The sequence below is a fragment of the Peribacillus sp. NJ4 genome (assembly GCF_030348345.1).
Taxonomy (GTDB): Bacteria; Bacillota; Bacilli; order Bacillales; family DSM-1321; genus Peribacillus.
Genome location: NZ_JAUCFQ010000001.1, coordinates 2,915,370 through 2,938,718, shown reverse-complemented (window position 1 = coordinate 2,938,718; position 23,349 = coordinate 2,915,370). Strand labels below are relative to the sequence as shown.

Genomic DNA, 23,349 nt, shown 5'->3' with positions numbered 1-23,349 from the left:
GAAAATATTTAACTTCCATAGACCTTTACAAAGATGAAGAAAAATTACTTGAAGAAAAAACAATATTATCTACAATCGAGGAATTAGAAGCTCTATTTCCTGATAAGGATAGATCAGAAATAATAAAGAAAATGCGTCAATTAGGTTGCTTAGAATTAAAAAATGCAAAAATTCCCTGGAGAGCAAAAACAAATAAAGAAGATAGACCACCCTGTAAAATTACATTCGAAAATAAGCCTAATATGGAATTAATGGGTAAAGCATTCACTAAGTTATATTTTGATTTATTAAAAAAAGGTAAACTTGACGATAAACCTTTTCTGGATGAGAAATCAAAATGAAAGAAAATAAGAAGCCACCAAAAAAAGTTATCCCAGAAGGAACGGTAGTATTTCTTAATAACCCAAATATTACACAAATGAACAGGAAATAAAAACAAAAAAAGCTAAGGAATAAACCTTAGCTCAGTTAAGGGGAGAATAATGAAAAAGAAAAGCTAGTGATAATAATATCATTTACAATAAATTTCCATATTATACAAAAAACCACCAGTCATTTAAGATTGGTGGTTTTCTTCTTTAATTAATATCAATATATCGTGAATATTTATGTCTAAAACTTCGCAAATCCTTCCAATTGTATCCCTTTGGTACTGTTTTGTATCGTCATTATATAGTCTTCTTAAAGTCTCAAATTTCAAATCAGTCATGAAAGCTAACTGTCTTATAGATATATTTCGTTCATCAAGAATCTTTTTTAAATTGGACTTAACTCTGATCCCCATGAATAACCCACCTTTTCATTCTACATAAATCAATTATATCACATAGAAAAAGATTGACTACAGAAAGTAGTAATATAAACTACGGAATGTTGTTGACAAATAAACGTAGTCGATTTATACTTTAGTTAACGACTACGAAATGTGGTCAGTGTAGGAGACAACAGGACTGGGACTTAAACTTCGAGTCCTCTACATAAGTCAGTGTCAGGTTTAATGTGAACCTGACAAAAATCGAATTTTAAGGGGATGTTTAAAATGACAAATCAAACAATCGAAGCTACAAAAGTATTCGTATCAATCGATAATGCCGCACAATGGATCGTTTTTGAAGAAGAAATGCAAGCAGGATTCCAATATCAACTTGCTTCAATAGAAAATCTGCATGATTACTTAACAGCTTCAGGTGAGTACTTTACATACAACATTGAAACTGCTGAAGGTGTTGTTAAATGGCACGAAGAACAATTTCCTGAAGAGTCTCCATTTGACTACATTTGTGAATACCGGGTAATTATCTGAAGGGTCGAATTATGAAAACAATACTCTCTAATAACCAATCTTTGCTACCGGAGCATTCTTACATGCTATGTATTTTTACAGAAACGCAGCGCTAACCTTATTGATGAGATTGACGTTGGTTACCGGAAAGTAGGGACCTTCACCAATCCTTCACTAGTTGCAGCGATTTAAGAACTCGGGGCACGTCCGATTTATGTTGAAATAGACGACCAGCAGGTCTCTAGTGCTACGTATCAACATATGGATACCAGGGTAACGAATAGAACTAACGGAATAAAGTGATATACAAAACATAAAATGAAAACATATATTGGTGTACGATGTCTAATCAACTTGTTAAGGGGGAGAGCAATTTTGGCTGATCAAGGTGACTGGGCTTTTTGTGAAAAATGTTACGGGTTGTTTTATAACGGATACGAATATAAAGGAAAGTGCCCTGCCGGAGGTGACCACAAACAACCACAAACAGGAATGGGATACAATTACCTGCTATATCATAGTATCCCTGGTAACCAATATGTTCAAACTCAATGGGAGTTCTGCGTAAAGTGTCATGTGATGTTTTTTAACGGATATAAAGGGGGGAACTGCCCCAAAGGCGGTAAACATGAGCGCCACGAACAAGCATATCATTTTGTTCTAAAGCACGATGCCCCTCAGCTTTACTCAAATGAACAACCTTATTGGGAATTTTGTACGGGTTGTGATGGTTTGTTTTATAACGGATTTACTAGTAAGGGAAGATGCCCTGGAACCATATATACTATTCGTCCTGGTGGAGATCGAGTATACATGGGGAGTCACGGAAGGCACCAGAATGGGTATCACTTTGTTCTAAGATTCGCGACTACACCACCGCCACACGTTCTAAAAGCCTGGTGCGGATGGCCGCCTAATCCGAGTGTGTGCCCGGGTTATTGAGTGATCGGGAATCAAGTGATTAGATTAATCGTATTTTGCTAAAGGCTCCAATTTTTATTCCCTTTTTTTACCTTTTTCCTATCCGTTTAACAATTTCCTTTTTCAATTAAACTGCTTACAAAGTGAAAACCTTTTAAAAAGACAAGACACTTTTTTATTGAGTGTCTTTTTTATGTTCTCGAAAGAGTATTTAATGATTAACAAAAATGTCTAAAATACTTTTTTTGGGTAGGTGTAAACATAAAAAAGTTACTTATTATTGCAGTAGTAGCATCCATTGTAGGGTTATTAGGTGCAAGTCAATTTGAATACAAAGAAAGTGCTGATTCGGGGGGCTGCCCCGTCAAACGAGATACCTTTTAATAATAGAAGAAAAATAAAAAAGGCAGTCACAAAGACCGCCATAATCGGGATATAACACAGGTATTTTGTGACACTAGAGTCACGTTCCGAGTCACAAAACATCAAATTTTTGTGTGACTCGGACTATTTCTTAACTTTTATTTATGATTTTTTCAATTAGTACTTGTAAATCATCCGGCCTATGAAATTCAATCGGCGAAACACCTTTATCGAATTCTATTGTATTGGATTCTATCATCAATACATACTTCCCATTAATCTTCCCTAAATGGATGCTGTCGCCGAAATCGGCTAGAAGTCCTTTGATGGATGTACTGCCTAGCTTCATGCGCAGTTCGGCCTCAGGTGTATGCTCGACAATCTGGGCTGTGGCTTCGACGACTTGGTGGGTTTCAAGGCGTTCTTGGATTTCCCTTTTATCGCTGGTTTCCCAGATTTCCAGGTCCTGTTCGAATTTCTGCAGTTCGTCACTGTTTTCTTCGAATTGAGCGGATACATGCTCATGGACCATGTGGATGACCTGGTTCTTCATGATTTCAGGCATCGATTCTCCATATTCGACGAATTTCAAGAAGTCCTCGAAGTAGCGAGCATGTGAAGCCTGGTGGATTTTCAGTTCGCCTTCTTCGACCATACCTTCTTCGGGCATGTAGGGATATTGAATGGATTTCATATTTTTGGTGGTGATGGCCATTTCAACGTGTCTGATCAGGGTCCGTTCATCCGAAATGGAAGCAACCTTTGGCTCGAAATCACATTTTAATAAGAAAACGAATGGTTCATCGAGATATTTCGATAATTTAGCCGATGCGATTATGAAGACACCGCCGCGGACGGCACTAGTATCAATATATGACCGCGTGAATTGTTCATTTTCCTCTTGGAATTCTTCTTTCGTTTTAGCATATCGAACACGGTTAAATACATTGTAATTAGGGTTGGAATCCAGTGCATGTCCTTCTTCGACAATAAAAGAACCGATTTTCGTCGGTATTTGTTCAGTTTTTGGATGACGGTCCACTTTTCGTTTGGAAATCTTCATCAATTCCCCATCCAAAAAATCCTTTAAAGGACTTTCTTCATATTCCTGGGTATCAAGAGTTTGAAAATGTTTAAAACGCTTATCAGCCTGATCGCCTTTTCCATCGACTTGGATTAAATAAAAAGACAGATAGGTAATCGTAAAATCCATGAATGTCACCTTCTTCAATTATTAAGCATGATTCCCGTACTTTTTTTAAGACTTAATAAGTATAGAGATGTACTTTGATTCCGTCAAACTATTGGTGCGTGAATGATCAGAATAATATTGGTGTATTATTTCATAATAATACATATGGAAAAATGAATGTTAAATCCATCTAGGATAAATAATGTTAAAACTCAATAAGACTAAAATACAGGATTACAGGGAACACTCCAACATTTTGCTATTGATGATACTAAGATAATGAACGGTGATCTAAAAAACAGGATGAACTACAAAGGTGACAACTGAATGTATGGATAATGAAGGATAATTCTGTTTAATGCTAATACTTGCATTCTGCAGAAGGATCAAAAACAGAATTTTACAATAATAATCCATTGACGATGGAAGTGTTAATACGTATAATTTGAAAGTCAGATAATTCAGGCATTGTAGGAATTTGTCGAAATTTCTCCGATATAAATAGCAAGTTAATTTATTCGTCTGCAATTTTCAGAATAGTTTTTAAAATTTATGGAGGAGATAGCATGAGTATTTTTAGAAAGAAGTCCATTGAGGACTTATTGATAAACGCAAGTTCCAGCGGTAAGGGATTGAAAAGGGAACTAGGCGCTTGGGATTTAACGATGCTTGGAATTGGAGCGATCATTGGTACAGGCATATTTGTATTAACAGGTACTGGTGCTGTAAATGCTGGTCCTGCACTTTCATTATCGTTCGTCATTGCAGGTCTTGCCTGTTTATTCGCTGCACTCTCATATGCAGAATTTGCAGCTTCCGTACCGGTTTCCGGTTCGACTTATACGTATGCTTATGCAACTCTAGGTGAATTTGCCGCTTGGATAATCGGCTGGGATTTAATCCTTGAATACTTATTGGCCGTTAGTGCCGTATCGGCCGGCTGGTCAGGCTATTTCCAATCATTTTTAAGTGGATTCGGGATTAACTTTCCAGAGAAATTCACGGCAGCACCGGGTTCGGTTGATGGTGTCACTACTTATATGAATTTGCCAGCCTTTTTGATAGTAATGGCGATTACTTTATTGATCTCCAGAGGCACGAAACAAACGACTAGGATCAATAACATAATGGTCGTCATAAAAGTGTTGGTAGTCTTGCTGTTCATCGTTTCTTCTATTTATTATGTGAAACCGGAAAACTGGCAGCCATTCATGCCATTTGGAATCGATGGGGTATTTTCAACTGCCGCATTAATGTTCTTTGCCTTCATCGGCTTTGATGCGGTTGCTTCTGCTGCTGAAGAAACAAGAAATCCAGGAAAGAATTTACCACGTGGAATACTCGGTTCACTTGTCATTTGTGTTGTGCTATACATGGTCGTGAGTTTAATAATGACAGGTGTGGTACCGTATGCACAATTCAGCACGGCTCTCGATCACCCGATTTCTTTGGTCTTGCAAAGCGCAGGACAAAATTGGGTTGCAGGGATCATTGATCTAGGTGCGTTCCTAGGAATGACAACGGTTATTTTGGTGATGTTATATGGCCAAACCAGGATAATGTTTGCGATGTCACGTGATGGGCTGATGCCTAAATCCTTATCAAGACTTCATAAGAAATATAAAACACCATATGCTGCTTCATGGATGTTTGGTTTGATAGCGGCCTTACTGGGAGCATTCATACCGCTTGGTGAATTGGCTGAGTTGGTCAACATTGGAACATTGACTGCGTTTACGATGATTTCCGTAGCGGTCATCGTTTTACGGAAAACAAGACCGGATATGAAACGTGCTTTTTATTGTCCGGCTGTACCGCTCGTTCCGGGCTTAGCAATCGTTTTTTGCGTATTCTTGATGATTCAATTGGGAAGTCATACATGGATAAGGTTCTTGATTTGGATGGCTATCGGAGTCGTTATTTACTTCACTTATTCCCGTAAACATTCCAACCTTAACCAGCAGGAAAAATAATCATTGAAAAAGAAACTCTCTGTAGTGTCTCAGTCAGACGACAAAAGGAGGTTCGGAATGCTCTCACCCCGAACCATGATTTTAAATGAAAACTTGATTATCCTTCATGTTTTTTTACTTGTTTATTCGGATTAGACCCTCTAGATTGAAGAAATTTGCGACACTCCTGCCGAATAACTGGCTAGGCGAGACCCCACAGACCCTTGCGGCGAGGAGTCTTGGCTGACAGTCGACGGAAAGGGAGCGAATTTCTGAAATCAACTGGAACTTTTTTTAAAGAAAAAATTGTAGGTAAACTGGCTCTTCTCTAATTTGTCTACAGGCTGAGACACTCTCTGGAGTGTTTTTTTGTTTTGGTCCATATAGTTCATAAGTCTTGTGTGATATTAGCTTGTTTAGAGGGGAAATTATCAAATTAGTTAAAGATTAACAGGCTTTATGTCGAAATAGTATATATGGGTAGAAAAAATTGGAGGGCGATTCATCATGAAAAGTTTATGGCGAAATAAACAAAAGATAGATTCAATAGACTATTTGCAATTTAAGGAACAAGTCGGTATCAATATCAGGGAGTATCCGAGCGTATTGACACAAGTGGAGATGATTCATTTGACGATCGGGGATTTATGCATCATTCGTTCTTTACAAGAAGAAGTGAAAGAACATCTGACCCAAATTGTTGAAAATTTTTATAAAAGTCTAGAAAATGAATCCTCTTTATTGAAAATCATTTCGGCCAATAGTTCTATCGATAGGTTGAAAAAGACACTGCATCGTCATATGTTCGAAATGTTTAGCGGTACCATTGATGATGCTTACATTAAACAGCGTTATGTTATCGCACAGGTACATGTGCGAATTGGACTGCAGCCAAAATGGTATATGAGTGCTTTTCAAGATTTACTGCAATCAATAATCATTCATGTGATGGCCAATATAAAGAATATAGAGCAATATCAGGATAACATTCTGGCAGTCACTAAAATTTTTAATTTAGAGCAGCAAATAGTTTTAGAGGCATATGAACTTGAAAATGAGAAGATTCGTCAACAAAGCCTTGAAGAAAAAGAAATGATTAAACTACAGGTCAATCAAAATGCCGAAGAATTGGCAGCAATCAGTGAAGAGACAAGTTCAGCAACGCAATTAATGGCAAATAAGGTAATCGAAATCCATGATTTCACTCAAAAGGGGTCAGAGATTGCGATACATGCAGAGGGGAAATCGAATGAAGGTGTAGAAATGTTACATGGGTTAGAGAAAAGGTTGATAAAAACACAGGATCAAATGACGATCATCTCAAAAGATATGGAACAGCTATCCAATACATCAAAGGAAATTGAACGAATTGTCACGATTATCACTTCTATTGCCGAACAAACGAATTTGTTGGCATTGAACGCAGCGATTGAAGCGGCAAGAGCGGGTGATAATGGCAAGGGATTTGCGGTTGTTGCCGGTGAAGTAAGGAAGCTTTCGGAAAATACCAAGCAATCAGTTTCGGAAGTAGTGAAGCTGGTTAGTGGCATTGCTCATTTTACCAATGTAATGAATACTTCAATTTCCATGGTTAGCGGGGAGATTACTAAAGGCACGAAGCAAGGAAAAGAAACGGGCATATTTTTTACCGATATAGCAAAGGCCATGCTTTCAGTAAAAGAGCAAAATATTAAAATCACCAAGGAAATGACAGAACTGAATGATATATTCGATGAAATTAATGAAGCGTTCAATCAAGTTGCCGTTTCATCGGATCAATTGACCCAAATGACGATGAACTTGTAATGAAGTTCAAGGATTTGTTTTGAAGAACGGGCTTAAAGGGGGATTATGTGATTTTTTGTATTTTAATAAACAACTCGATAGAATATATTAATAAAAACCTCAAAGCGGTTTATAGGATAAGAACAAACGTTTATAGAATATGGATCAACATTCAATTCCAAGGGAGGCCGTTTAATAAATCTCTTGAAATAAAATAGAATTAATGTTATATTAATAAAGCGATGAGCTAATTTGTGTAAGTCGAAGAACAAGCTTTTAGCTAAACGTCGGGATGTGGCCTGACGGTTCTGCGCCTCAAACGCATCAAAGACGCCTGCTGCGTGCAGGCGTCTTTTTCATTTTTCATTTTATCGATTCTTTCCTTGCAGCTTGTACGTCTTCCTTGAATTCCTCTTGTATTTCTTCCGTTATTCCCTTGGTTGCATCCTTAAACTCCCTAAGCGAGGTGCCGACGGCCCGTCCGATTTGAGGAAGCTTATTCGGTCCAAAAACAACTAAAGCTAAAAGAAGGATTAAAATTAAGCCGGGAAAACCAATATTTGAAAGCATAACTAGTCACTCCAATCAAATCTGTTAGTTAATATTATAGACTCCTGTCAAGTATTTGCAAAGGTTATTTAGTATTTATTGTCAGGTTCAACATCCGAAACTAGACATCCGTAAGATAAACACTTGCTATTCTGTCCTAATTTTATCTTGCACAATATTTCTAAAAATATATCTTACCCAGCTTAGGAAACCCAATAAAGGGGGGAGTAAGTACATGTCGCTTTGGTTCTGCCGTTTGATCATGTAACTAATTTCGATCGAATTATCATGTAACATGATAATTTTTTGGGTGCTTGGGATTATTAAACTTGCAAGATTGATGATATTTAGGTATTATAATTATACAAGCTGCGTTGTTCGTAATGATAATTAAGTTTTAACCTTTAAGCTGTAATAGGGAGTTTTACATCGAAACAGGAATGTTATGCCTCGTCACTGACTTGGACAACAGGATTGTTTCTGCAAACACCCACTTTGAGGAGTGGTGGTTTAAAACTTTCTTACTTGAATACGGCAATGGCGGCTTACCTTTTTTAAATTAGAAACCAGTTCCGTTAAGGGACTGGTTTTTTGTTGTTTATACGTATGTCCAGATACGTTATAGCTAGTTGCATTTAAGGACATTTCAGAAAACATATATCCCTTGTATTGTCTTGGATCATTTTAAAGCTTTAATTATTATGAAAGTTTTTATTGAAATATCAGATAATTAGCCATTATAATAATAATTAGATAACTCAGTTCACTATTTGTATAAAATATGGGTGTATCGATATTTTTTTTAAAGGATTACGTAAGCGCTGTCATTTTGAGAGAATTATTGTAGTCACCAGGAGAGGAGAAAATTTTATGGCAAGAATTAATACGACCGAGGTAATTAGCAACAGTAAGTTCAACCGCTTTCATTTTGGATTGCTGGCATGGTGTTTTATCATTATCCTTTTTGACGGCTATGACCTTGTCGTTTACGGAACGGTCGTCCCGCTATTGACGGAGGAGTGGAACCTTACTTCCGTGGAAGCTGGGGCTATGGGCAGCTACGGTCTATTTGGAATGTTGTTCGGGGCCATCTTCTTTGGTACATTAGCAGATCGGATTGGCAGAAAAAACGTAATAGCGATTACACTGATTTTATTTAGTTTGTTTACGCTTTTATGTGGATTTGCGAATACTCCTACAATGTTTTCGACTTTCCGATTTTTAGCGGGATTAGGTCTTGGGGGCATCATGCCGAACGTCATTGCCTTATTGACGGATTATGCACCGAAAAGGATGCGGAGCATGGTCGTTTCGATTGTTTTGTGCGGTTATTCATTCGGAGGGATGCTTGCACCGATACTGGGTATCCTGGTTATGCCGACATTAGGTTGGGAATCAATATTCTGGTTTGGAGGAATACCATTGTTATTTTTACCCTTCATGATGAAACGTTTACCAGAGGCTTCGACGCATCTGATTAGAGTTAACAGAAAAGAGGAGTTAATCAGGATATTATCCAGGGTCAGTCCAGAGAGTGAATTCGACATCAAGGACGAGATTGTAGATGTGAAAAAAACGGATACAAATATGCCGATTGTTGGATTGTTTAAGGATTCCCGTGCCCTGAGCACGTTGATGTTCTGGATCGCCTTTTTCATGTGCCTATTGATGGTCTATGGATTGAATACATGGCTTCCAAAGCTAATGATCGAGGCAGGGTATGCGCTGAATTCAAGCTTAGGTTTCTTGATCGTTCTTCAAGGGGGAGCTATCATAGGCACGCTTATCATCGCTAAACTTTGTGATCGTTATGGATCCAAGAAAATGCTTGTGCCGATGTATGCGCTTGGGGCAGTCAGTTTGACGCTTTTGGGAATGGGTGGAAGTTCCTTCGTGATTTATACATTGGTAGCGATTGCAGGGGCCTGTACCATCGGTGCCCAAAACCTAGTACAAGCCTATGTTTCTCAGTACTATCCACCAAATATTAGATCGACTGCACTAGGAGTGGCATCTGGAATCGGAAGGATCGGCGGTATGCTTGGCCCCATACTTGGCGGATTCTTATTATCCATCTCGCTACCCATCCAATTGAATTTCATTGCCTTCGCCATTCCGGGTCTTATTGCCGCGGTAGCTTTATCATTCGTTCCAGTGAAAATGGCTTATTACAAAAATGATCATAAGGAAGAAACTGAAGAAATGGCGGTAGAGTCCAATAAATTGAATATCATGTAAAATCAAATGCATGAAATGCCAGTGAAGGGATACCTAGCTGTCATTTTATGTATAATTACCTTCTGTTAGCGGAGTCATGGTTCCTATCAAAATTATGCAAATTGACAAGTCCTGGCATTTGTCCTGCGCTAGAAGAAATCGATTGTAAGGATATAAATTTGGATAACCCATAAATGTTCATAATTTCGCAATACGATTCACTCCATTATATAAAGAATAAATGTTAGAATGATGGTACGGATAATTAATTCCTCCTTAAAGTGGAGCGAACTAGAAATTACCTCATCTTTTGAGAGGAGTCATTACTTTGAAATTTTTAAAACATATTATTTTTTGGTTATGCATTATAGGGACATTATTTTCTATGATTTATTTCTTTGTAGCGGACGTTCCGTTATATATAAAATTATTAGGCGGAGCCATCATCCTTTATCTTGGTTATGATCTAATAACTGAATCAAAGGAAAGAAAGCGTAAAGAAGCCTTGGAAGCTTGATCCTATTTTAGGTAAAAGCCCTCTTATGATAAGAGGGCTCAGACTGTAGTCAAACTCGATGAAAACCGAGTTTGACTACAGTTTTTTTTATGGCTTGTACAATTTGAACGTTGATTGGAACGCAAGGCACTCGCTTTTCGCTGGCGGTCCGGGTACCTCCTTGGCTTGTGCCCGCAGGAGTCTCGCACCTTTCTCTCCAATCAACTTTTAGATAGAAACCCTACCTGCGGAGGAGTTGAACATGTTGCTTTGAATCAGTTGTTTTGGGTACATCACTTGATGAAGATGCGTTTTCAGGACCGCTTTCTCCTACAGTCATTTTAAGCGACGCTTGAAAGATACAGACCTGTTCGAAAAGATTTTCTATAGCCTCTTAATGATAGCTGCTGGTTCGAAAGGAAACACGAGCGTATCAAGGAATCATGTTTAAAAAGCATCCTCATCACCTCAAGTTCTGAACCCCTTTTGTCTACAAACTGAGCCCTCTTTTGATAAGAGGTCTTTTTTGGCGTATCAAAAAGGGTGCAATCCTTAGTTTAATAGTATGACCATCGGAATTCGGAGGGGGAAAATTGTATGTCCCGAGTGACAGCAAACTTGTCAATAATGGGAAACCTTTGATAATTGTTGCCAGGGAGTCAACAGCACGTATAAAATGGCTGTTGGCAGATCGACAAGCATAACTGGTCCGTACTATGATAAAAATGGAATGAATATGATGTATGGCGGAGGGACCATTTTTGATGCAGGGAACGACAGATGGAGGGGCCCTGGACATTCGGACATTCTAAATAATGATATTATAGTCAGACATGCCTATGATGCTTTAGCAAATGGTACACCCAATCTGTTAATCAACAATTTAAACTGGGATTCCCAAGGGTGGTCAACATACTAGCATGTAAGGTGATGTTGCCGGAATTAGGAGAGTTCGTGGTCTGTAGTCTGAATATTCAAAAATAGGTTCAGGATGGTCTCATTCCATTTCATGATTTTAAAACAAGACTTGGTTATACTCCCCTGATTTTTTTCTGTTTTATACGGCACAGGATTGAAGCATTTACGACACTCCTGCAAGAAAAACCGGCTAGCAGAGACACCCAGACGCTTGGCAGACAGGAGGCGGAAAGGGAACGGGGTTCTGAAAAGCTGGAACGTTTTTTAAATTAAAAAAACTGCAGGCTAACTCGCTTTTCTTTGAGTTTGTATACAGTCTGATTAAAGGGCATAAGGCCCTTTAATTTTTTTACTGTCTAGGTCCCCATAACATGATTGAAACCCCAGCTAAACAGATTACTGCTCCAATCCAATCATATAAATCAGGAGTTTTCTTATCAATGCCCCAACCCCATAAAACCGATAAAACAATGAAAACCCCGCCATATGCAGCATATACACGTCCAAAAGTAGGGAACGTTTGGAAAGTTGCAATGATACCGTATAATACCAACCCGAAACCTCCGGCTAAACCAAGATAAATGGATTTACCCTCCCTTAACCAAAGCCAAATAAGGTAGCCACCACCAATTTCCGCCAGTCCTGCCATAAGGAATATTACTGTAGTAACTAACATATATGTATACCTCGCTTCCTCGTTGAAATTTTACCATATTTGAAACTGTACATGATCATACTTAACGGTGTTCTTAATCTATATCTTTTGAAAAAAAGTGAAAACCGCATGAACGTTAACTGCAGCATTTTAATTCAAAGGAGGAATTTATGCCAACTTTATCTTTTAACTCTAACTTGGGTTGCAATACAGATGCAAAGGGTACTATACCTAAAAAGGAAATATAGTAATCTAGTTAAGGAGTTGCATCCATGAAATCCCGAACTTTTGCATACATGTTAGCCATCTTTCATGCAAGTATTGTCGGCCTATCTTTCTTATTCACCAAAATGGCCATTGCAGAATCGAATCCGCTTGATACTTTGGCGTTCCGATTCACCGTTTCTTTCGTCATCATTTTATTCCTTGTCGCCGTTAAAGTCATTAAAGTGAACTATTCCTGGGAGTCGGTTAAAAATCTGGTCCCGCTATCCTTGTTATTCCCAACTCTTTTCTTTGCCTTTCAAACTTTCGGACTTAAGTATTCACAATCCACAGATGCTGGAATTCTATCTGCAGTCACTCCAATTCTAACATTGATGATAGCTGGATATTTCCTGAAGGAGAAAACATCTTTATATCAAAAGCTTTCGATTATCTTGTCTGTAATTGGGGTCATTTTTATTTTCGTGGTGAAAGGGAGTACGATCAATTTTTCTGACATGCTTGGGATGGTGTTGATCTTGCTATCCTGTATTGTAACCGCATGTTATACAACGATGACCCGTTCACTTGCCAAGGATTTTACACCTGGTGAAATGTCCTTTTTCATGATGGGAACAGGATTTGTCATTTTTAACGTGGCCGCACTTTTCACCCATCTAAAACAAGGAACGATGCCGGGATTTTTTACACCATGGTCGAGTATGGAATTCATCAGTTCCATTTTGTATCTGGGAATATTGGCTTCATTGGTCACTTCGTTATTATCCAATACGATTTTATCAAAGATCAAAGCGTCCCAAATGAGCGTATTTGCAAATCTTTCCACAGTTGTCACGATTGCTGCAGGAGCTCTCATTCTTGATGAAAAGATTACGATCTACGATATATTGGGGTCGATACTAATCATTTTAGGTGTAATAGGCACGAATTATTTTGGCGGGAAGAAAGAGCATTCGATAAAAGTGAATCTTGAATATAAAGGGGGACAAAGTGCGAAATGAATAAAAATGGTCCATCCCATTCGGGAAGGACCATTTTTATTTCCACCATTTTGTTTGAGGGAAATCTGCTGTCCCAATCATTACTGGCTCGCCTAGTTGAGGTGTGCAGACCTGTACGGCATGATCATTGGCCGCTTTTGTTACCCGTTCTATCGGGTCTGTCCAGTCATGAAAAGACAATGTGAAACCTGCCCAATGAATGGGGATCATCAGTTTTCCTTCTACATCGATGTGTGCTTGAACAGTTTCTTCAGGCATCATATGGATGGTTGACCAACGCTCATCATATTGGCCGCATTCCATTAAAGTTAAATCAAAAGGACCGTATTTTTCGCCGATTTCTTTAAAGTGGCCACCATATCCACTGTCGCCGCTAAAAAATACCTTTTCTTGTTTGCCATTAATTACCCAAGAACACCAAAGTGTCGTATTGCCATCGCTTAAACTTCTTCCAGAAAAATGCCTTGCAGGCGTACAAACAAATTGCAACTCTTTGAATGAAACTTCATCCCACCAATTATGTTCCTGAATCAGTTCTTTTTTCACGCCCCACCTTTCAAGATGTCCACCGACACCGAGTGGAACAATGAACTGACCGACCTTATCTTTTAACTTCTTTATTGAGAAATAATCCAAATGATCGTAGTGGTCATGTGAGAGTAAGACGGCATCGATAGGAGGCAGCAAATCCAAATCGATAGGCAACTCCCCGCTAAAGCGCTTGTTTCCAAACCAAGGAAAGGGAGTGGGGGCTTTTCCAAACATTGGATCCACTAAAATGGTTTTACCATCCAACTCCAACATGAATGCAGAATGACCAAACCAGGTGATTTTATTGGAATTCACAGATGATGCAGGTTCTTTTGCTCCTATTACGATTGGATGGTCGGGCCTCCTTTTTGGATTGCCTTTTATGTAATCCCTTAAAATGGAACCAGTATGTTTAAGGCTCATCGCTTGACCAGCAGGAATCTGATTGAGGAATTTACCCTTGGCAAAATTCTCTTTTGTAGTGAATCTTCTCACTTTTTCTTTGTTTGTCCGCCTCCCTAGCGGAGGATAGAGGTTAAGGAAAATTAACAATAATATAAAAAAAGAAATGATGATCTTAATAATTTTCAGCATGAATATGTTCCTCCCGTATTAATCAGACCTTTTCGTTAACTTATCATATCACAGAATATATAAGGTTATTTAATGCGATGTCCCTCAATGGAAATGATATGGATTTACCCTTCAGGTCTATAGATGTGAACCGATGATTCATTAACTCGAAACTCACTTTGGGAGTCAAGTGAAAACTCATCGACAGTGGTTAAGTTTCGCACGCCCTAGGCAGGGAATAGAGGTATATATAATGAATAATATAGAGTACGGAATAAGAAATGTAGCAGCAGGATGAAGGGTAGGGTGATAAATCGATTGTTAATGTTTTTCAGAGTCTTTGTATGGGTAGTATTTTTTGCTTTATTGGCTTATGTCATTCTTTCTTGGAAATATAAAGACAAGGTAACGAAAAGGATTGAAGCGATTCGAAAAACCTGGTATGTCATTTTTATACTGGGAGCATTGATTTATTGGAATTTCTATCCGATGAGTATATTTAATGAGTGGAAAAATTTTTTGATTATGGCTATCGTATTTATCCTGATTGATATGTTTGTGTTCTTGAGCATGTATATATCCAAAATTGGCGATAACGAACTGTCCTATGCAACAAGAGCTGTTGCGGAAAGTGACAAACTTTTAACGGATAATAGGGAAAAGGTCAAGAATATGTTTCATCTCCTAAAGAAAGAAGGGATTCCTGAGTATTATCAAACGAATAAGGAATACTTGGCTTATTTGAGCATTCTCCTTCAAGCTTATGCAGCAAAGGAAGGGATGGACGTGAAAATTCTTCCTTTCAAAACGGAACAGGACAAGCAATTGGTGATAAATGGGCATCCGAACTTGAATGGCAGTACCATTCGTGCTACATTGGAAAGAGAAGATACGTATTATAATGATGAAGAGAAAATGGCTCTGCAGCCTGTAAGCATTTTGATGGAACCCTATATCCTTGACGTGAAATCAGAAAGCTTCGTTTCAGAAGTCGATTGTTTATTAATAGCATTATTAATCATGATGTTCGATATGGTCATAAAACATAACCCAGGTGGTGAAGGATAAATGAGCATTTATGATAAAGCTGGCAGCGAAGTGTCAGTTGCCGTAATCAAACCACAGGTGAAAATACCCGATGTAGGATTAAGTCCCCATACTAAAAAGGTGATGAAACAGAACGAACGCATTATCCTGAAACAAAAAGAAAAAGCTGATCGCTTCAGCCGGTTAAAAAATGTTTTATAAGAAACGGGGCAGGGGTTTTTCCTTTGCCTGATGATATTTAATGGAAAACCCGCATATACTATTCAAAATTAAAGAATAGGAAGGGTCTTTCAGAATATGAACAAAAAACCCGAGAGAGTCAACATCCCGGCCCCCTCCGCTTCACCATCCGAGAAACGGATACATAAGGGAAATGCTGATCTGCTCAAGCTTTTGCAAAGGTTGAAAGCTAAACGTTGGATTTTTTTAAGGTGAAAGAAAGCCAGTCTCTTAAGGAGAACTGGTTTTTTTGAATTTTCGGAAAATCATAGCGGGTGGTAGTACTGAATATTCTTACGACCAGATTCTTTAGCCTTATACATCGTACGATCCGCTTTTGTCAAAAGTGACTCCATTTCCGTACCATTATGAGGATAAAAGCTTATCCCTATGCTAGCCGATACAAAATGATCATTTCCATTAATTTGAATGGGCATGGTGGATAAATGGTTCAATAATAATTCAGCGCTTTGCTGTGTGCTTTTCATTAAATTCTCACAATGAGATGGATGTAATAATACAATGAATTCATCTCCACCGATTCTAGCCACATGACTGTCACCGGGTACGGTTTGCAAAAGACATCCAGCTGCCTGTTTAATAACCTCGTCACCAGCATCATGACCAAAGGAATCATTGAAAAATTTAAAATGGTCAAGATCGATGTAAAGAATGGCCATTTCATCGTTTTGTTTATCCTTTTGATAATCAAAATAATTATAGATGAAGTGCCTATTATAAAGACCTGTCAAAGGATCCCTGATAATTCCATTTTCAAGAATGATGGTTTGACTAATCAAAGCTGCCAAAGACTTAATGAGTATCAGATCATACTCTTTAAAATCATAGGGTTTAATGTCGAATGCACATAATGTACCAATGATTTCACCCTCATTTATAAGGGGGGCCCCCATAAAACAACCGTTCCCAATAAACCTCGTCGCAGGGTGTCCACTAGTCAAATCATGTTCCTTTAAATTCGGGATAACGAGTGGTTCCAAGCCATTCTCAACAACTAATTTGCAATAAACCATATTATAAGGAATGATGTCACCTTCACAAATTAACTTTGCATTTCTATTGAAGGATTTGATTATAAAACTCTGTATGGGATTCAATATCGAAAGGAAGAATGTATTCACATCAATGCTTTGAGCTAATAGTGTTAACACTTCTTTAGCGATTGAGTCCAAATTTTTATAATAATTGATATCTTGCTGAATCATTTTAAAGGCTCCTCTTTTATCTATAGTCTTTTTAGGTTTCCGGAAGTTATTTCTCATATTGAACTAGAAAGACACGAAAGCGGAATCTGAATACCGTGACAGTCGTCCGGATTTCCACTAAACTCAATTAAGAGGTGGGATTCGTTTTACTTTGTAATCGAGAAGTAGCCGATCGTGTAATGGGCTGTTTTCCATTTTTCTTGGTTCAGTATGAATGTCAGTCAGTTAAAAATTGCCCTTTACCTTAAAATCGGCTTTCTTTTAATATCATTAATTTTCATTCGTCTGATGACCATAGCTAAATCGTGGATTTTTTCTGAATGCGGGATAGACTTCACTTTCTTAAAGTCGATAATCAGTCTATCTAATATCTATTATACTGTACGTGAAATGGTAAGAGTACCTTAAACGTACATACTTGGAATTAACCCGAGCGCGTCCGGAGGTCATGCAGCTTGGCATTTCTGCTCTTTATCATGATTAACGAAACACATGGATTATATAGATAAAACGAATGTATCTCGCTCATTTAAAACAATGTTTTGGAGAGGATAATAGGTAAGAATAAGTACATAACGGATAATTCAAAAGGGGATTATTATGGGAAAATTAGAAAGTATATATCCTATTGCTATAGAGAATACAAAGGAAAAAATAATCCAGGATATGGATTTTTATTTGGAGAATCAAGAGTCAATGCCTTCATATGCAACATATTTATCTGACAGGATGTCTTTTATTGAGCAAATTTGGATTAATGTTTGGTTAAATAAAGCATCAAACGATGTGCCGAGAAAGGAAAAAAAGGTGTTTCTTAGCGAAAGGGGATTTGTTACGGAAGGCTCAGATCATAAGCTGATCAATAGCATGTTCCGGAATGAATTAAAGAAGTATCGCCCATTTGATGCCTTGTCGTGGATTAAAAAATCCTTTGCTGAAAATCCAGATGATTGGGAGAAGAGATATAAAAATGCGAGGGAAAACTTCTTTAAACGACAAGAAGAACAGCGGATAGCTAAGCAGCGTTGGAAGATACGCGTAAGGCTACAAGAAGAGGCCAATACATTTTTTGAAAAAAACTCACTTCTTTTATATTTACATGTCAGGTATCATATTGCGGGAATTTTGGCAGCGGATCTTAATAATAAGCCTAAATTCCAATATGTCGATCCATACTTGCTTGAAGAACAATTGGTTGAAGAAGGGGGATTTCAACCTAACGAATACCTAATGGTCACCGACTTTTTGGAAGAGCTGACAGGGGATATTCACACGTTACTCGATTGGGGAAAAAAACATTATGAATATGAAAATTATTTTTACCGGTATGAAAGGTTAGTTTCGGATTTCATTATAAAATTAGCAACAAAAAAATACTTGATCCATTTACCTGTAGCACTGCATCATGATTTTTTGGAGTCATATGGTGAGAGACTGAAGGTTGAAGCCCTTCAAGGTATACTACGGGATGAATTGACTGATTTGTCACAGGCCTGTTTTGATGAACTTCAGGAAGAATACCTTTCTGATTTACTGAACCTCGAAGGTATACCTTTTGATGAAACATTGCACGAAGAAATATTTGAAAAGGACGAGGCGAACAGAGAAAGAAGAAAAGCTGAAGTATTGGCAGAGGAAGCAAAAAAGCGGGCTGAAGAGCAAAGGATGATTGATGACATCATAGGTAAGGCCTATACTCCATCATTAGGGAAAAAGGTTAGGTATGTTTTGCATATCGGAGAGACTAATACCGGGAAGACTCATAAGGCCCTACAAAAAATGAAGGAAGCGGAGAGCGGTTTGTATCTAGCTCCCCTAAGACTGCTGGCCCTCGAAGTGTTTGATAAATTAAATGCGGATGGTGTTCCTTGCTCATTAAAAACCGGTGAAGAAGAAAAGGCAGTTGCGGGTGCCAATCATGTCTCGAGCACCGTTGAAATGTTTCATGAAAAGGACTACCATGAAGTAATCGTTATAGATGAAGCCCAAATGATAGCCGATAAAGATCGAGGCTTTTCGTGGTTTCGGGCAATCACGCAAGCAAATGCGAAAGAGGTCCATATCATCGGAAGCAAGAATATCAAAATGATGCTTCTAAACCTTCTGAATGAGGCAGATTTAGAACTCCACGAATACAGACGGGAAATACCGCTTGAGGTAGAACAAAGGGAATTTGGATTGAAGTATACCAAAAAAGGGGATGCCCTCATTTGTTTTTCGAGAAGGCAGGTACTGGAAACCGCGTCCCGTCTAAAAGAGAGTGGGCATAATGTCAGCATGATATACGGCAGTATGCCTCCAGAAAATAGAAAACGGCAAATAGAGTTATTCAATCGCGGTGAAACATCAGTTGTCGTTGCCACAGATGCGATTGGGATGGGATTGAACTTGCCAATCCGCCGCATCGTGTTTCTTGAAAATGAAAAATTCGATGGGACACGAAGAAGAAGATTGACTTCTCAAGAAATCAAACAGATCGCAGGGCGGGCGGGTAGAAAAGGTATTTACGACACTGGCAAGGTAGCATTTACAGCAGAGGTTAAAATCATGAATAAGTTGCTGGAACAAATGGATGAACCAGTTCAAACCTTCACCATTGCCCCAACCTCTGCTGTATTTGAACGTTTTCAAAAATATTACCGGAACATGGGAACATTTTTCGAAATGTGGGAAAGGTTCGAGCCTCCTAAAGGCACGAAAAAGGCGTCTCTATCGGAAGAAAGGGAGCTTTACGAGCTGATACGGGATACTGAAATCGAAGTGCGTTTTTCCTTAATGGATTTATATGGTTTCCTGCATATTCCTTTTTCAGCCAAGGAACCAAGTCTGATCAGGCAGTGGCTGGAAACGGTCGAAGCGATTGCCGAGGGCAGTGATCTTCCTGAACCGATCATCAAGACTAGAAACCTGGAGGAATTGGAGCTTTCTTATAAAGCGATAGGGCTTCATTTATTATTCTTGTATCGGATGGGCAAGAGGACCGAAGCTGTTTATTGGGAGCGTATCCGTGAAGAAATCAGTGATGGCGTTCATGATCAGTTAAAAGATGAAATGTTGAATTATCAAAAAAAATGCAAGCGCTGTGGAAAAAGGTTGCCGAATGACTCACGTTTTCAGATATGTGATGCATGTTACCATAAAGGGCCTAGGAAGTCGCACAGATTCAAGTAACGAATTCTTTCTGATGTTAAATAACCCAAATAACGTACACCTTTGGTGTACGTTATTTGGGTTAAAAGTGGTTGTATATATTCACTTAGTCATTTCGTTTCGATTTAGCAATAAGTGCTGCTTGCCGCTTCATTCGTTTATCAGCTTGTTTATCATGCACCACTAAGATGGCATGAATTAAACCGGGAACATAGAAAAATAGTGTGAGGATCAAGTTAAGCACAGCCTGAATAGGTTTACCCACTAATAATACGGCTAAGGGAGGGAAAATAATCGCGATTAAATATAGAATAATGAACACTCTCCATTTAAAAATTTCATCTGACCATTTCCTTTTTGATTATTTACATGATATTCATTTAGATGATCCTTATATTCAAACACTAATACTTGCGTTGGTATCGCCTTGATAAATATATGCTTGAAGTCCCGATTCATACCCAACCGAGTGGCATTCTGTTTAAAGGTTATATTTTTCATCCAATTATAGCAGGAGTGGGATGGCTAAGAATTAGAAATTATCGTTTTGGCCGGTAGTGGGCAAAATAACGCCGTTTTTTATGTTAGAATAATCAGAAAACCAAAAGTGGAAGCGGGATGTTTATGAGAAAAAAGATAGGCTGTTTGCATGCACACTACACAAATATAGAATACATAGAAAAAGCATTCTCGAAATTTGATATTGAATGGCTTCATTTTGTAGATCCAGGAATGATGCACCGGGTGGCAACGGATAAAAAGTTTAAGTATTCGGATGCTCAAAAAACGGTTAAAGAAAAAGTTGAATGGATTGCTAATTGTAAAGTGGATGCCATCCTGATAACCTGTACGAACTACATCACCTTTTTAAACGAAGAACAACTATCCTTACCCATGCCTATCATTAAAATCGATGAACCGTATTTTGAGCAGATTTGCCAATTGCAGCAGCCGCAAGTCATATTATTCACGAACCCTGCTACAGTTGAAGGAACAGTCAAACGTTTAAATGCCCATTCTGAAAAATATGGGGGTGTGGATTTTCAAGTTATCATCATCGACAATACCTTTGAATACATTATGCAGGGATTGGGTGAGAAATATAGCCAGGAAATCGTGAAGTTCCTGCATGACTTTAATAACGAAAATAAACTGCTGTCGGTTGCTCAACTATCAATGGTTGACGCAGCCAAGAGATATGAGTTTCAGACAGGAAGAGCAATTTTAAATCCATTGCAAGCATTAGTGGATTCAATGATCGATCAACTAAAACTAAGTTCATTGAACGGTATTTGAATCAGAAGGTTCCTGGTGCTTCATGAACGGCATGAACTTTATATTCAATAATGTATATAAAATGAAAGAAGAATTCCCTGAAGTTAATCCCCATGCAGGGATTTTTTTATTTTTCCTTTGTGCGGATTTGTTCACGGATGGTTTCAAGTTCTTCAAGGGATAGATCTGTCAGGGAATTTTTTATTTCTTCTTCGACCCTTTTTCGATCAAGCTCCCTATATTGGCTCCACCAATCCCGCAACCCTTCTGTGTTTTCAAGAAGATATTCTATATCGATTTCTTCTTGCTCATCATCTGATAAATATCTCATGACCGCACCTAATAATCGGTTGAGTTTGCCTAGTTCACTTTCCTTATCAGGTGAAGCAAGAGTATCTTTCTCTTCTGAATCATTTTTAGCTGAAACGTTCCGAGGTGTCATGGGATCCTCCTGTTTTTAATAGTAGTGTGCCTAAAAAGGGCGGATTTCAATGTATGATTTTGGTATTTTAAAAAATTTCATTTTTTAAATACTTTTGTAAGTGAGGACATCAATATGATTAATTATAATTCCAACATATACCTCGTTAGAATATATGTGTATATCGTCACCCTTTAAAAGATTAAAAAAAGAATGGGTAAGTAGGGGTGAAGCATGATGGGGGAAAAAGGGACCTCTTCCTACGCCTGTTCTAAATAAGAACAAATATCCGGACATTTACGAAAACAGACTGATGATTCTCCCCCTATACGGTCTCATCCTTACTATAAATCATCTTATAGGATATAGAAGGATGGATGATGGAAGGAAAAAAGAATTACTTATTCGTCGGTTCTGTAAAAGTGACCTGACAAGGGACGGACTTTAGCGAATGAATGGAAGGACCAATGCATAATGAAGGGAGTGGAGAAATGAAATGTTCATGAAATTAAGTGTGGCCAGTGTCTCCGGAGCTGTCGTGTATTTGATATATAATGTCAACCAGACGCTGCGTAAAGGAATGGGGACGCTCGAAGAAACAAATAAGACACTGGAAGAGGTTAGAAACGCAGTACATGGATTGACGCAGGAGTCCAAACAATTGATCCGCTCTGCGAATGAAGTTACAGCAGATGTAAAAGGGAAGATGGAAAATGTCGATCCTTTACTAGAATCCGCCCAAGATGTTGGGGAAATGATTCATAATGTGACCAATTCCATGAAAGAAGCCAGCTTGGATGGCCGCCAAAAAAATGATTTATCCACTCCGACAGCTCCTTCAACTCAAACAGAAGCTGAGGGCATACAAATCAAAATCAAATAGTGCTATTGGTCATTTTAAAAAAACATGCACCCCGGGATCCACTAACATATTTGGATTAATCGTTTCTACTTTTAAATTTAAAGGGGGAGCTTTAACATGATTATTCAATATAGTGTGGCTGCAATTGCTTTAGCCTTCATTTGGTTGGTCGTTTTTTTGATCAGTACACTTCAAAAAGGAATGGCCACTATAGGAGAAGCCAATCAAACATTGGTTGAAGTGAGAAATGCCATCCACGATTTATCCGGAGAATCGAAACAACTGTTGCAAACCGCAAATGAAATCACCGACGATGTAAAAACTAAAATGAAAACGGTTGAACCTTTATTGGATTCTGCTCAGGATGTTGGTGAAGCGATACATTCAGTTACAGACTCTGTTAAAAAAGCCACTAACGGCTTCCGGACAGAGTTTACCCCGAAAAAAATCAATGCTATCAAACCCAAAAGCCAATTTAGATAAAAAGAA

General features: G+C 38.3%; 22 protein-coding genes, 1 other RNA gene and 1 pseudogene. 16 read left to right on the top strand and 8 right to left on the bottom strand.

What is annotated here, in order from left to right; all coding sequences use genetic code 11:
• Nucleotides 1-131: 131 nt before the first annotated feature.
• Complete coding sequence (locus QUF94_RS14600; RefSeq protein WP_252280902.1) at nt 132-341, top strand: hypothetical protein; 210 nt, start codon at nt 132-134, stop codon at nt 339-341.
• Nucleotides 342-556: 215 nt separating this feature from the next.
• Here QUF94_RS14600 and QUF94_RS14595 read toward each other — a convergent pair whose 3' ends face one another.
• Nucleotides 557-784 (bottom strand): helix-turn-helix domain-containing protein, encoded by a 228-nt coding sequence (locus QUF94_RS14595; protein WP_289316490.1) that lies wholly within the window; start codon nt 782-784, stop codon nt 557-559.
• A 255-nt stretch (nt 785-1,039) separates the two neighbouring features.
• On the opposite strand from QUF94_RS14595, the gene QUF94_RS14590 reads away from it, so the two are divergent.
• Together QUF94_RS14590 and QUF94_RS14585 are read left to right on the top strand one after the other, a co-directional pair.
• On the top strand, nt 1,040-1,303 hold the full coding sequence (locus QUF94_RS14590; RefSeq protein WP_289316489.1) for a hypothetical protein: 264 nt from the start codon (nt 1,040-1,042) through the stop codon (nt 1,301-1,303).
• A 670-nt stretch (nt 1,304-1,973) separates the two neighbouring features.
• On the top strand, nt 1,974-2,141 hold the full coding sequence (locus QUF94_RS14585) for a hypothetical protein (RefSeq protein ID WP_289316488.1): 168 nt from the start codon (nt 1,974-1,976) through the stop codon (nt 2,139-2,141).
• A 576-nt stretch (nt 2,142-2,717) separates the two neighbouring features.
• Here the strand turns inward: QUF94_RS14585 and QUF94_RS14580 are convergent.
• Complete coding sequence (locus QUF94_RS14580; RefSeq protein WP_289316487.1) at nt 2,718-3,779, bottom strand: DUF3900 domain-containing protein; 1,062 nt, start codon at nt 3,777-3,779, stop codon at nt 2,718-2,720.
• Between the two features lie 545 nt (nt 3,780-4,324).
• On the opposite strand from QUF94_RS14580, the gene bcaP reads away from it, so the two are divergent.
• Both bcaP and QUF94_RS14570 read left to right on the top strand, forming a co-directional pair.
• Entirely contained in the window at nt 4,325-5,731 is a 1,407-nt protein-coding gene (gene bcaP, locus QUF94_RS14575; RefSeq protein ID WP_289316486.1) for a branched-chain amino acid transporter BcaP, read from the top strand.
• Nucleotides 5,732-6,217: 486 nt separating this feature from the next.
• The gene (locus tag QUF94_RS14570) at nt 6,218-7,516 is read left to right on the top strand and encodes a globin-coupled sensor protein (RefSeq protein ID WP_289316485.1); all 1,299 of its coding nucleotides are present in this window, start codon (nt 6,218-6,220) and stop codon (nt 7,514-7,516) included.
• 342 nt (nt 7,517-7,858) lie between these two features.
• On the opposite strand, the gene QUF94_RS14565 is transcribed toward QUF94_RS14570, so the two are convergent.
• Nucleotides 7,859-8,065: a twin-arginine translocase TatA/TatE family subunit gene (locus QUF94_RS14565; RefSeq protein ID WP_289316484.1), complete on the bottom strand. Its 207-nt coding sequence runs from the start codon at nt 8,063-8,065 to the stop codon at nt 7,859-7,861.
• Nucleotides 8,066-8,407: 342 nt separating this feature from the next.
• On the opposite strand from QUF94_RS14565, the gene ssrS reads away from it, so the two are divergent.
• From ssrS to QUF94_RS14545, 4 genes and pseudogenes are all read left to right on the top strand, one after another.
• Nucleotides 8,408-8,595: non-coding RNA, 6S RNA (gene ssrS, locus QUF94_RS14560), on the top strand.
• A gap of 319 nt (nt 8,596-8,914) precedes the next feature.
• Nucleotides 8,915-10,282 (top strand): MFS transporter, encoded by a 1,368-nt coding sequence (locus QUF94_RS14555; protein WP_289316483.1) that lies wholly within the window; start codon nt 8,915-8,917, stop codon nt 10,280-10,282.
• A 307-nt stretch (nt 10,283-10,589) separates the two neighbouring features.
• Complete coding sequence (locus tag QUF94_RS14550; RefSeq protein ID WP_289316482.1) at nt 10,590-10,778, top strand: hypothetical protein; 189 nt, start codon at nt 10,590-10,592, stop codon at nt 10,776-10,778.
• Between the two features lie 613 nt (nt 10,779-11,391).
• A pseudogene (locus QUF94_RS14545) lies at nt 11,392-11,676 on the top strand (family 43 glycosylhydrolase); the annotation flags it as partial.
• A gap of 348 nt (nt 11,677-12,024) precedes the next feature.
• On the opposite strand, the gene QUF94_RS14540 reads toward QUF94_RS14545, so the two are convergent.
• Entirely contained in the window at nt 12,025-12,351 is a 327-nt protein-coding gene (locus QUF94_RS14540; RefSeq protein ID WP_289316481.1) for a YnfA family protein, read from the bottom strand.
• A 251-nt stretch (nt 12,352-12,602) separates the two neighbouring features.
• Here QUF94_RS14540 and QUF94_RS14535 point away from each other — a divergent pair, with 251 nt between their 5' ends.
• A complete protein-coding gene (locus tag QUF94_RS14535; RefSeq protein WP_289316480.1) occupies nt 12,603-13,556 on the top strand; it encodes a DMT family transporter in 954 nt (317 codons plus the stop codon).
• Nucleotides 13,557-13,592: 36 nt separating this feature from the next.
• On the opposite strand, the gene QUF94_RS14530 is transcribed toward QUF94_RS14535, so the two are convergent.
• Entirely contained in the window at nt 13,593-14,681 is a 1,089-nt protein-coding gene (locus tag QUF94_RS14530) for an MBL fold metallo-hydrolase (protein WP_289316479.1), read from the bottom strand.
• Between the two features lie 285 nt (nt 14,682-14,966).
• On the opposite strand from QUF94_RS14530, the gene QUF94_RS14525 reads away from it, so the two are divergent.
• Together QUF94_RS14525 and QUF94_RS14520 are read left to right on the top strand one after the other, a co-directional pair.
• A complete protein-coding gene (locus QUF94_RS14525) occupies nt 14,967-15,728 on the top strand; it encodes a type II toxin-antitoxin system SpoIISA family toxin (protein ID WP_289316478.1) in 762 nt (253 codons plus the stop codon).
• A complete protein-coding gene (locus tag QUF94_RS14520; RefSeq protein WP_289316477.1) occupies nt 15,729-15,908 on the top strand; it encodes a hypothetical protein in 180 nt (59 codons plus the stop codon).
• 284 nt (nt 15,909-16,192) lie between these two features.
• Here the strand turns inward: QUF94_RS14520 and QUF94_RS14515 are convergent, their stop codons facing one another.
• Nucleotides 16,193-17,152, bottom strand: a complete 960-nt coding sequence (locus tag QUF94_RS14515; RefSeq protein ID WP_289316476.1) for a sensor domain-containing diguanylate cyclase — start codon at nt 17,150-17,152, stop codon at nt 16,193-16,195.
• Between the two features lie 600 nt (nt 17,153-17,752).
• Here QUF94_RS14515 and QUF94_RS14510 point away from each other — a divergent pair.
• Nucleotides 17,753-20,323, top strand: coding sequence for a helicase-related protein (locus QUF94_RS14510; RefSeq protein WP_289316475.1), 2,571 nt, complete (start codon nt 17,753-17,755; stop codon nt 20,321-20,323).
• 85 nt (nt 20,324-20,408) lie between these two features.
• On the opposite strand, the gene QUF94_RS14505 is transcribed toward QUF94_RS14510, so the two are convergent.
• Complete coding sequence (locus QUF94_RS14505) at nt 20,409-20,615, bottom strand: YqaE/Pmp3 family membrane protein (RefSeq protein WP_289318383.1); 207 nt, start codon at nt 20,613-20,615, stop codon at nt 20,409-20,411.
• 305 nt (nt 20,616-20,920) lie between these two features.
• On the opposite strand from QUF94_RS14505, the gene QUF94_RS14500 reads away from it, so the two are divergent.
• Nucleotides 20,921-21,598 (top strand): hypothetical protein, encoded by a 678-nt coding sequence (locus QUF94_RS14500; protein ID WP_289316474.1) that lies wholly within the window; start codon nt 20,921-20,923, stop codon nt 21,596-21,598.
• 106 nt (nt 21,599-21,704) lie between these two features.
• On the opposite strand, the gene QUF94_RS14495 is transcribed toward QUF94_RS14500, so the two are convergent.
• On the bottom strand, nt 21,705-22,019 hold the full coding sequence (locus QUF94_RS14495) for a hypothetical protein (RefSeq protein ID WP_289316473.1): 315 nt from the start codon (nt 22,017-22,019) through the stop codon (nt 21,705-21,707).
• A gap of 475 nt (nt 22,020-22,494) precedes the next feature.
• On the opposite strand from QUF94_RS14495, the gene QUF94_RS14490 reads away from it, so the two are divergent.
• Together QUF94_RS14490 and QUF94_RS14485 are read left to right on the top strand one after the other, a co-directional pair.
• Nucleotides 22,495-22,881 (top strand): DUF948 domain-containing protein, encoded by a 387-nt coding sequence (locus QUF94_RS14490; protein WP_289316472.1) that lies wholly within the window; start codon nt 22,495-22,497, stop codon nt 22,879-22,881.
• Between the two features lie 96 nt (nt 22,882-22,977).
• Nucleotides 22,978-23,343 (top strand): DUF948 domain-containing protein, encoded by a 366-nt coding sequence (locus QUF94_RS14485; RefSeq protein ID WP_289316471.1) that lies wholly within the window; start codon nt 22,978-22,980, stop codon nt 23,341-23,343.
• Nucleotides 23,344-23,349: the final 6 nt, after the last annotated feature.